The organism is Salmonella sp. SG203 (assembly GCF_013350575.1).
GTDB classification, from domain to species: Bacteria; Pseudomonadota; Gammaproteobacteria; order Enterobacterales; family Enterobacteriaceae; genus Salmonella; species Salmonella enterica.
On the sequence record NZ_SNMT01000035.1, the window covers coordinates 20,932 to 31,530 of the forward strand.

The window sequence follows — 10,599 nt, forward strand, 5'->3', positions numbered from 1 at the left end:
AAGTCTCAGGACATGAATAAAATGCCTTGGTCAGTGCCAATTCCTGTTCAGATTATCCTCTGGTTACGGAAAGTAATGATATCCTTATCATCATAACCTAAACCATACAAAATTTCGTCAGTATGTTCACCCTGTAACGGGGATGCCGTTATTTCCACTAAGCTATCTGACATCTTTATTGGCATACCTACCGTCGTGTACCGGCCGCGTGAGGGATGTTCAACATCAACAATCGTTCCACTTATACGGAGCGACTCATCTTCAGCAATTTCCTTCATTGAGAGAACAGGAGCGCAGGGTATATTATACTGATTGAGAATATCCATAGCCTCAAATTTTGTTTTACTTATGGTCCACTCTTCGATACGCCTGAAAATTAATTTCAGTTTTGAAAAACGAACAGATGGTCTTTTAAATTCTTCATCCTCAATCCAACGCTCTTCGCCAATCACCTTACATACAGAAGGCCAGACAGCAGCCTGAATAATAAAATAAATATAAGCATTCGGATCCGTTTCCCAGCCTTTACACCTGAGGATCCAGCCCGGCTGTCCGCCGCCTGAGGCATTTCCTGCACGTGGTACAACTTCACCAAAGTGACCGCCTGTGTATTGCGGATATTCCTCCAGGATACCTGTTCGTTCCAGCCTTTGTTGATCCCGTAATTTCACCCGGCACAGATTGAGGACTGAATCCTGCATTGATACTGACACTTTCTGACCATATCCTGTTGTATTTCTTTGAAAAAGAGCGGAAACTATACCAAGCGCAAGGTGCAAACCAGATCCGGAATCACCAATCTGCGCCCCTGTCACGACCGGCGGACCATCATCGAAACCTGTTGTTGACGCTGCGCCTCCGGCACATTGCGCGACATTTTCATAGGATTTACAACTCTCATATTTACCTGGCCCGAACCCTTTTACGGAAGCAAGGATCGTGCGGGGATTGATGGAGTGGATATGTTCCCAGGTAACTCCCATTCGATCCAGTGCCCCTGGCGCAAAATTCTCAACAATGACATCACTACATCGGATAAGATTGTTCAGGATTTCCAGACCCTCAGGGGTTTTGGTATTTAATGTGATGGCGCGTTTATTATGATTCAGCATTGTAAAGTACAAACTGTCTGTACCCGGAATATCACGTAGCTGACTACGTGTCGCATCCCCCTCACCAACACGTTCAATCTTAATAACATCTGCTCCCAGCCACGCCAGTAGCTGGGTACAGCTTGGTCCAGACTGAACATGTGTAAAATCAATAACTCGTATTCCCTCTAATGCTTTCATAAAAAGCCTCATATTTTATATAATTATTGCGCGTATGTTGAAATATTGTCATTATCTATATGCGTCATAAAGCCATTAATAATGAAAGCACTTTATGACGCCTTTTATACAGTAAATAAGATAAAACTAATACTGACCATCCTGTCCGGAATAGATTCAACAGGAAACTTTGACTATATCATAAATAATAACCATGACTACCCCATTAGTTTATCAATATCAATCTGAATTTCGGCCAGCCTTTTGCGCAACAATCGCTCCTCATTAAACCGGGAAGTTTCATCCCGAATGACAGCCACTATAAATTCAGGCTTACCGCATTCATCAAATAATAACGCGACAGTAAATGCGATAGATAAAGTGTCTCCTCCCTGCTTTAGTGACGGTACGCGGAGAAGCGATGTACTATACTTAGTCAGGCCCGTTTGCATTGTATGACAATACCCATCCCAGTGTCGATCACGGTATCTTTCAGGAATAATAATATCAAGTGAAGAACCCAGTGCTTCTGATTGTGCATAACCAAACAGACGTTCAGCTACTGGATTCCAGCCGGTAATAATTCCTGATATATCGGAGATAACTATTGCATCACCAGTCATTTTCAGAAACTGCTCAAATTTATCCATTATCTTAACTACACAGCTTTAGAAAGATGAATATGCGTAATCTGCTCTGACGAGTAACCTAATTCCGACAGAACTTCGTCGGTATGTTCACCCAGCAACGGCGAAGCCGTGATTTCAGGTTTGAGGTCTGAAAATTTAATTGGACAACCTACGGTCCAGTAACTACCACGAACTTTATGCGGTACCTCAACGATAGAACCACTCTTGAGTAACGACTCATCATGCAGCAATTCCTTCATCGACATTACTGGTGCGCAGGGAATTCCGAACTTACCAAAATAATCCACTGCTTCGTATTTATCCTTGCCTGCAGCCAGAATAAAGTGCTCAATAGCACCAAAGATATCCATGATATGTGGCTGACGCGCTTTAGGTGTGGTATAGGCCGGATCATCCCTCCACTCAGGGCGTTCAATTGCATCACAAATAGGGGTCCACACCAGATCCTGTATCGTAAAATAGATATAAGCATTAGGATCGGTTTCCCACCCTTTACATTTAAGGATCCAGCCAGGCTGACCACCACCACCAGCATTTCCCCCTCGTGGTACTACATCCGTGAAAGGTTCATTCGGGTATTGGGGATACTCTTCCAAGTAACCCACTCTGTCCAGACGAAGCTGGTCACGCATCTTAACCCTACACAAATTAAGTACTGCATCCTGCATTGAACAGGCGACTTTCTGACCTTTTCCCGTTTTCTGGCGACCAATATAAGCAGTAAGGATACCAATTGCCAGATGCATACCCGTATTGCTGTCACCTAAAGCTGCAGCTGAAATGGTCGGGCCTGAGTTCTCACCTTTCCACCAGCCAGTTGTTGACGCTGCACCTCCGGCACATTGCGCAACATTCTCATAAGCTCTCAGATGCTCATAATGGTGTCCTTCACTGAATCCTTTAACAGACGCAAGGATCATACAGGGGTTTAATTCCTGGATGTATTCCCACGTAAATCCCATCCGATCAAGTGCACCGGGACCGAAATTTTCAACCATCACATCACATTCTTTAATAAGCCGGGTTAATATTTCCTTACCTTCCGGCGTCTTTGTATCTAGCGTCAGTGAACGTTTATTACTATTGAGCATGGTGAAATAAAGCGCATCGGCATCCGGAATATCACGTAGCTGATTACGTGTAATATCACCAGAACCTGGGCGTTCAATTTTGATAACATCTGCACCAAACCACGCCAGCATTTGTGTACATGCAGGACCAGCCTGGACATGGGTGAAATCGATAATTTTAATACCAGATAAAGGTAATAATTTTTCGTTATTCATTTAGTCATTTCCTTCTATTTATTTCTTGATTGCTTTTGCAGGGTTAAGGCTGGTAATACGTCCACTTTCAGTACCCGCAGTTTCGTCAATCGCGGCATTAATAAGAGTGGGTTTTCCGGAAGTAATAGCTTCATTCATGGCTTTATGCAGATCGTCAGTTGTTGTCACATATACACCCACGCCTCCAAAAGCCTGCATCATCATTTCGTAACGCGCGTTTTTGACAAACACAGTAGGAGCCAAATCGGTACCACCAGAGAGATTTTTATCCGTTCCTTTGTAAACCCCATTGTTATTAAATACCACGATGCACACTGGCAATTGGTATCGACAGATAGTTTCTACTTCCATTCCACTAAAACCGAAAGCAGAATCTCCCTCAATGGCGATAACCTGTTTGCCCGTAACAACCGAAGCGGCGACAGAAAATCCCATCCCTATACCCATTACTCCCCAGGTCCCAACATCCAGACGTTTACGCGGCAGATACATATCTACAATACTGCGTGCAAAATCGAGAGTATTGGCTCCCTCGCTGACAATAATGGTTTCAGGGTTAGCCTTAACGACATCTTTAACCACACTCAGTGCACTGTGAAAATTCATTGGTGAAGGACGTAGTGCCAGCTTCTCCGCCATTTTGTTGAGATTCTTTTCCTTGCGCTCAGTAATAGCGTTCACCCAGTCAACCGGAGGTCTCTCCCAGTTATCTCCAATGTTATGCAACAACTGCTCCATACAGGAGCCGATATCCCCAATCAATGGCGCATCAATAGCGACATTACTGTCAATTTCAGTTGGTGCGATATCGATCTGTATGAATTTTTTAGGTCCTTTGTCCTGCCCCCAGACCTTCCCTTTACCGTGTGAGAGTAACCAGTTTAGACGGGCCCCAATCAGAATAACGACATCGGCCTCCTGCAATACATAAGAACGTGCAGCGGCAGCTGACAGTTCATGGGTATCAGGAAGTAAGCCCTTGGCCATAGACATAGGTAAGTAAGGAATACCGGTTTTTTCAATGAAATTCCGGATATCAGCATCAGCCCGTGAGTAAGCGGCCCCTTTCCCAAGTAAAATAAGTGGCCGTTTTGCTTTTTTGAGTACCTTAATTGTTCTGGTGACAGCATCGGGGGCAGGTAACTGTGCCGGGGCAGGATCCACCACCTTAATCAATGAATTGCGGCCAGCTTCAAGGGGCATCGTTTGAGAAAATAACCTGGCTGGTAAATCCAGATAAACCCCGCCAGGGCGACCAGATACCGCTGCGCGGATAGCACGAGCAATACCAACACCAATATCCTCAGCCCGAAGTACGCGAAAAGCGGCTTTGCACAAAGGTCTTGCAATTGAGAGCTGATCCATCTCTTCGTAATCCCCTTGCTGTAGATCAACTATCTCACGTTCACTGGAGCCACTTATCAGGATCATGGGAAAACAGTTGGTCGTGGCATTTGCAAGTGCGGTCAAACCATTTAGAAAACCAGGTGCTGAAACTGTCATACAGATACCTGGTTTTGCCGTCAGAAAACCAGCGGCAGCGGCAGCATTACCCGCATGTTGTTCATGACGAAAAGAAATTACACGCATACCTTCAGCCTGTGCCATACGCAAAAGATCCGTGATAGGGATCCCCGGAAGACCAAAAATTGTGTCAATATCATTAAGTTTCAGGGCATCAAGAAATAAATGAAAACCATCGGTTAATGCTGGTGATTCAGTCTCTGTGTTACTATCAGATTTCGTGTTATTTTCACCGGTAAAATACATACTGAACCTCTCTTCAGATTATTTAAAAAAACAGACTATAATTTTATCACAATTAATTTCTAACAGTTTTCCATACTGGAGGGTGCTTCCATAGAGGAAGAAGAATAAATCCGGAAAGCAAGGCCATGACAGATGAAACAATTATTATAAAAGGATTACCGTAAGTCGAAATCAGGTATGCTGATAATACTCCACCATAAATACCTCCGAGTCCCTTTGCTGTGGCATAAAGCATACCATAATTAGATCCGGAAGCCACCTCACCATAATAGTAGCCCACGATGGAAGCGAACAGTGAATAAAGTGCCCCCCAAAAAAATATTGAGATAATGCAACTTGTAATAAATCCCGTCGAACTACCCGCTTCAGCAAAATACAAAGCTAAAAAAGAGAAAAGTCCACAGAGGATATAAAATATCGTCATCGTTTTATCTACACCAATCTTATCAGAAATCCAGCCTGCGACAACCCGACTCAAACCACTTGTAATAGCAATACCTATAGTCATAACCGTCCCAGCGGCCAGACTAAAATGGAATGCTGAAGCAAATTTAATACTTTTTGAAATAAAGGTTAATCCTGCTCCTGAAACCAGCACAAAAGAAACAATAAGTACCCAGAACTGCCATGTACACATTGCTTCGCCCATACTATATTGTTTATCACAAGGACGTTTCGTTAACTTTTTACTTTTCAGTGAAGTAACAGTCCATCCTTTAGGTGGATCTTTCATGAAAAGTCCCGTAATAATAATTACGCCAGAAATGATGGCTGCCATGACAAAGATGACATTAAAAAAAGTACTATCCGGAGCATTCTTTGGAATGCCCTGAATAGGGAAAATAAAGGGTAATGCCCCCCAGGAAAACGCCGCAGACATCAACCCTGTAGTTATGTTTCTATTATCAGGAAACCACTTATTACAAGTAGTAATAGCCGCGTTATAAATAAATCCGCAGAAAAAACAACCGATACACCAGACAACAAGAACAACACCGTAGGAAAAAGTCTGACCAAACGCACAAACCAGCAAACCAATACCGGAGAAAATGCCCGCAATGACTGAAACCAGCTTTGGTCCAAATTTATCACGTAAAATACCACCAGGTAATGTACCGAATGCCTGGCAAATGACGAACATTGTAAACATTAATGATACTTTAGTGGATTCCCATCCATAAATGTCACCCAAATGCGGGGCGATCACTGACCATGCATACTCATACGGACTAATCACAGACATAGCCAAAAAAGCGAGAACAAACATCCACCATCTACTAAAACCTAATATTTCCTTATCAGTACGATTACTCACACCACTTGTGGTGACAATGGTATTCATCTTATATCTCCAGAACCAGAAATTATAAAAATAAGGCACCGGCATCAAAAATCATGATGCTGAGAGAAATATCTTGCCTTACTTTTAATTTTTCTGAATTTTATATTCATTTATACAAGAAAAATCTGTACTCCCCCAAAATAAAATCAGTTAATAGCTATCCTCCTTTAATGATGTAAAACCTCTCTTTAAATTTTTGTTTGTTTGAGGCAGATCTCTGTTTACCTCAAGTTTTATTATGTAGCCTGTAACTTCCTTTTCACTCTTATGAGCTTTATTAACCCCCATAAATGCCAGTCGGGGAAATGTTTTTTTTTAATCTATGGATGATTTAAAATCATGAATATTTCAAATATATCTTTACGCCAGTTACGTATTTTTCTTGCCGTCGCAGAACATCATGGCTTCAGCCGTGCAGGTTGCGTGATAGGTCTGACGCAATCAGCGATGAGCCACAGTATCAGCGAACTGGAAAATGAACTGGGAATCAGATTATTCGACAGAACAACAAGAGAAGTATTATTAACGAAGGAAGGTGAAGATCTGTCCGTAGAACTCCGGCGTTTACTGAGAGAACTTGAGACCACTCTGAGTAATGCCAGAAGTCGGGGAGAGCAACAGCGTGGATTAGTCCATATAGCCACCAGCCCAACTATCTCAGCTGGTATCATGCCAGGATGTATTATAAAGGCACTGAACAAATATCCACAAATCAACATGATAATACATGACCAAGTTCAGCAAAAAACTATCCAGATGATAAAAAATGGCGAAGTTGATTTCGGGGTAATAGTCGAACCATCATTGCCTCCGGATCTATATACTGAAATCGTTCTGGAAGAACCGTTTTGGCTGGTGGTACCAGAAAATACTCAAATTGCACAGCTGGCAACGGTTAAATGGAGTGACCTGCAGAATGAAGAACTGGTCCTGCTCGATTATGATTCAGGTAGTCGCCCTTTGATTGATAATGTGTTTGCGCGCCACGGAGTCACTCCCAATATCGTTCAGGAACTTGGTCATGTATCAACAATTTTTCGAATTTTGCAGTCAGGTATCGGTGTTTCAGTTATCCCACAACTGGCATTACCCTCACTCAGGGACCCTGGCCTGAGCATATGTAAATTATGTCCGCCAGAAACAAGACATCTGCAACTGGCCCGTCGCCACAATCGTTCTCTTTCCCCGGCAGCCGCTGCCATATGGACATTGATTAAACAATGGTGCCAGGTTCAGGTATAAGCATGTTTAAATGTTTCCCCGGATAGTATTAATATCCGGGGAAACATAACGTTGATTTACCCGGAGAATCTTCATAAAAACCATATGGTTAAATCATTATCGAAATGTCAGCACCCGATATTTTTCATCCTTTAATTAAATATTACAATATGCTGTACTTTTATTTAATTTATAGATAAATCAATATTATTCATGAAAATTAAATATACCTGATGTTTAATTGAGACAAGTCAATATACTGGATAATCTAATAACATTATAAGGAAAATTATTTAAGTTTACTTTTTACTTTGCTATAAACAACTATCATTAAGTTACAGGGGTAACAAAAATGTCAGATATGGTTTACAAAAAAATCAGATGGCAAATTATCATAACAACCTTCTTAACATATACAGTGATGTATATATCGAGAAAAGCCTTCGCTGCGGCCGCTCCATTATTAATGCATGATACAGGTATGACAGCAGTACAGTTCGGTACCGCTTCCTCAATTTATTACATACTGTATGGGATATCCAAATTCGGCTCAGGGTTATTAGCCGACACAATAAACCCACGTTTATTCCTGGCTCCCGTTTTATTAGTTATAGCCGTAATTAACGTCGGTGTCGGCATGAGTAATAACGTTACAATACTGTTGACACTATACTGTTTGACAGCAATTGCCCAGGGATGTGGTTTCCCTCCTATTGCTAAAGCAATCAGTCAGTGGTACTCAAAATCAGAAAGGGGTGGCTGGTATTCATTATGGAACACATCACACAATGTCGGTGGTGCGCTTGCACCTCTTATCGCTTCAGCCGTTATCGCTTATACTGGAAACTGGAGATACGCTTTTTTCGTTCCGGCCATTATTACTTTAATTCAAGCAATTATTTCTGCTATATTCATGAGAGATAAACCAGAAAAATATGGATTACCGAATATTGGTATCTGGAGGAAAGATCAAAAGCAGCTTGATATAAATAATCGTTCTGAGTCAGGTTTAACCATGTGGAGAATGTTCTGTACTTATATTTTAAACAACCCTATCATATGGTTCGCTATCTGTGGTGATTTATGCATTTATATTATCAGGACCGTAACAGATGACTGGGTCAGTGTATACTTTGTTAAAGAACTCGGATGGAACTTAATTAAATCAAACTCACTGGTAACCTGGTTTGAAGTTGGAGGTATTTTAGGTGGTCTAACATCTGGTATAATTTCAGATAAATTTTTTCATGCTGACAGATGGATGACCATTTTGATTTATAGTGTTATTCTACTCCTTGGCATGGTAGGAGTTGCTTTAACTATACACATTCATTATTATCTTGTTGCTATTTGTTTCTTTATTATCGGCGCAGGAATTTATGCTCCACAGATGTTATTTGCCCTAGGGGTGATAGAAGCGTCCCATTCAGATGGTGCTGGTGCAGCAACTGGGTTAAAAGGAGGCGTGACCTATATTGGGGCAGCTCTGGCAGGAGCGCCAATAGCCGTGATTCAGAAATATTATTCATGGAATGGTGTTTTTGGACTACTTGGAATAGTAGCTGTGATATTAATCGTTTTAACGATTAGCTTGATCATTTTAGAAAAACACAATATCTGAGAACATAAGCAACGGCTGTAGTTACCCCATCCCCTTTTAAGATGTACCTGCGTTCATGCAGGTACATTATTTTCCTATCAACATAATATTTTCTTAACTGGACATTATACCAGGAGTTGATTATACCCTGAATAGTGTTCAGGCTTTCCTACAGAACCAGTTAAAAATGGGTGTTTCTGGGCATTGTTAATAACAGACAACTCAAACTAAAGATTCTGTGCCAGAGTGAAGCTACAGATCTACCCGTTTTAACTATGCGTGCTATTCAGACAAAATGTAGTTGTCATCATATACCTGCCTGCAATTTAATTAGCAAACTAATAACTTCTGGTTTGATATTACCTGTGTAATATTGATTCTTACTAAACCTTCATTTCAGAAGGCACTGTTGTTTTCAGATATGTATTGTAGAGCATCTCTACAGAGGTATTAATGAAAAAAGTACATATTCTTCTGACCTGTCTGCCCGTTTTATGTGCTCCGGCAGTATACGCAAAAACGCTACCGGGAAAAAATACCGCAATCATCAGACCTGTTTGATATTCAGGCCAGTCATACGCGGGAGCGCAGCATCACAAAAACGGTCAAACTGGACGCCTGGCTGTTTCCTTTTATGAATATTTACGCCCTTGTGGGGAAGCCCCGTGGAAGTTCGCATTCCACCGTTTATGTGGATGCCAGTCCGGCTAATGGATTCATCGGATCACTTATCCACGGAATGAACGAATCAGGCGCTCTGAAAAATCTGGATTTCAGTCTTCGTTTTCACGGTACTACATATGGTGCAGGCACTGTGCTGGCCGGCGGGTATGGTAACTGGTATGGCCTGATGGATATCAACTATACCCGGACAGATTTTAACATTCTTGACGAGCACACCGATGCATTCACGCTCACCCCCGGGTGCTGAGGAATCCCCAGAAAAAAAGACAGGCATAGAGTTTTGTGATCTACTGATTGTGTAGTGGCACACTAAATTTAGCCTCCGGATTAAAGGTGATATTCTCACCACAACACAAAACAGGTGACTCAATGACCAAGAAAACCAAACGAACCTTCATCCCTGAATTCATGCTGGAATGTGCACAGCTGATTGTTGATAAGGGCTACTCATATCGACAAGCCAGTGAAGCGATGAATGTAGGTTCAACCACGCTTGAGAGCTGGGTACGTCAGCTCAGGCGAGAGCGCCAGGGGATTACGCCCACTGCCACACCCATTACTCCAGACCAGCAACGTATCCGCGAACTGGAAAAGCAGGTTCGCCGTCTGGAGGAACAAAATACGATATTAATAAATATCCTCCGGCATAGCCGGAGGTTTTTCTGATGCGCCTGTAAGGCTCTCTTACCAGCCGCGCCCTAACAGGCGCATACGATCTGACATTTGCATCAAACTTCGTTACTTACGGCCCGTAAACGGGCTGCCCGGATACGGG

General features: G+C 42.2%; 8 protein-coding genes and 1 pseudogene. 4 read left to right on the forward strand and 5 right to left on the reverse strand.

The features are described from left to right. Positions 1-47: 47 nt before the first annotated feature. The 5 genes from frc (HV477_RS25735) to HV477_RS25755 form a co-directional block, all read right to left on the reverse strand. Positions 48-1,292 carry a formyl-CoA transferase gene (gene frc, locus HV477_RS25735; RefSeq protein WP_175065557.1) on the reverse strand — a complete coding sequence of 415 codons (1,245 nt, stop codon included), beginning with the start codon at positions 1,290-1,292 and terminating at the stop codon, positions 48-50. Positions 1,293-1,489: 197 nt separating this feature from the next. After that, positions 1,490-1,921: a PAS domain S-box protein gene (locus HV477_RS25740; protein ID WP_175065558.1), complete on the reverse strand. Its 432-nt coding sequence runs from the start codon at positions 1,919-1,921 to the stop codon at positions 1,490-1,492. Between the two features lie 8 nt (positions 1,922-1,929). Beyond that, on the reverse strand, positions 1,930-3,207 hold the full coding sequence (gene frc / locus HV477_RS25745; RefSeq protein ID WP_175065559.1) for a formyl-CoA transferase: 1,278 nt from the start codon (positions 3,205-3,207) through the stop codon (positions 1,930-1,932). Between the two features lie 18 nt (positions 3,208-3,225). Further along, positions 3,226-4,977, reverse strand: coding sequence for an oxalyl-CoA decarboxylase (gene oxc, locus HV477_RS25750; RefSeq protein ID WP_175065560.1), 1,752 nt, complete (start codon positions 4,975-4,977; stop codon positions 3,226-3,228). Positions 4,978-5,029: 52 nt separating this feature from the next. Then, positions 5,030-6,319 (reverse strand): OFA family MFS transporter, encoded by a 1,290-nt coding sequence (locus HV477_RS25755; protein WP_175065561.1) that lies wholly within the window; start codon positions 6,317-6,319, stop codon positions 5,030-5,032. A 339-nt stretch (positions 6,320-6,658) separates the two neighbouring features. Between HV477_RS25755 and HV477_RS25760 the strand changes: the two genes are divergently transcribed. The 4 genes and pseudogenes from HV477_RS25760 to HV477_RS25775 form a co-directional block, all read left to right on the forward strand. Then, entirely contained in the window at positions 6,659-7,561 is a 903-nt protein-coding gene (locus HV477_RS25760) for a LysR family transcriptional regulator (protein WP_175065562.1), read from the forward strand. 331 nt (positions 7,562-7,892) lie between these two features. Next, a complete protein-coding gene (locus HV477_RS25765; RefSeq protein WP_175065563.1) occupies positions 7,893-9,161 on the forward strand; it encodes an MFS transporter in 1,269 nt (422 codons plus the stop codon). Positions 9,162-9,636: 475 nt separating this feature from the next. After that, the gene (locus tag HV477_RS25770) at positions 9,637-10,071 is read left to right on the forward strand and encodes a hypothetical protein (protein WP_175065564.1); all 435 of its coding nucleotides are present in this window, start codon (positions 9,637-9,639) and stop codon (positions 10,069-10,071) included. A gap of 86 nt (positions 10,072-10,157) precedes the next feature. Beyond that, positions 10,158-10,454 (forward strand): annotated as a pseudogene (locus HV477_RS25775) (transposase); the annotation flags it as partial. Positions 10,455-10,599 lie beyond the last annotated feature (145 nt).

Excerpts from the sequence above, each read along its gene's own strand:
- frc (WP_175065557.1), bottom strand. The coding sequence starts at position 1,292 with ATGAAAGCATTAGAGGGAATACGAGTTATTGATTTTACACATGTTCAG.
- HV477_RS25740 (WP_175065558.1), bottom strand. The coding sequence starts at position 1,921 with ATGGATAAATTTGAGCAGTTTCTGAAAATGACTGGTGATGCAATAGTT.
- frc (WP_175065559.1), bottom strand. The coding sequence starts at position 3,207 with ATGAATAACGAAAAATTATTACCTTTATCTGGTATTAAAATTATCGAT.
- oxc (WP_175065560.1), bottom strand. The coding sequence starts at position 4,977 with ATGTATTTTACCGGTGAAAATAACACGAAATCTGATAGTAACACAGAG.
- HV477_RS25755 (WP_175065561.1), bottom strand. The coding sequence starts at position 6,319 with ATGAATACCATTGTCACCACAAGTGGTGTGAGTAATCGTACTGATAAG.
- HV477_RS25760 (WP_175065562.1), top strand. The coding sequence starts at position 6,659 with ATGAATATTTCAAATATATCTTTACGCCAGTTACGTATTTTTCTTGCC.
- HV477_RS25765 (WP_175065563.1), top strand. The coding sequence starts at position 7,893 with ATGTCAGATATGGTTTACAAAAAAATCAGATGGCAAATTATCATAACA.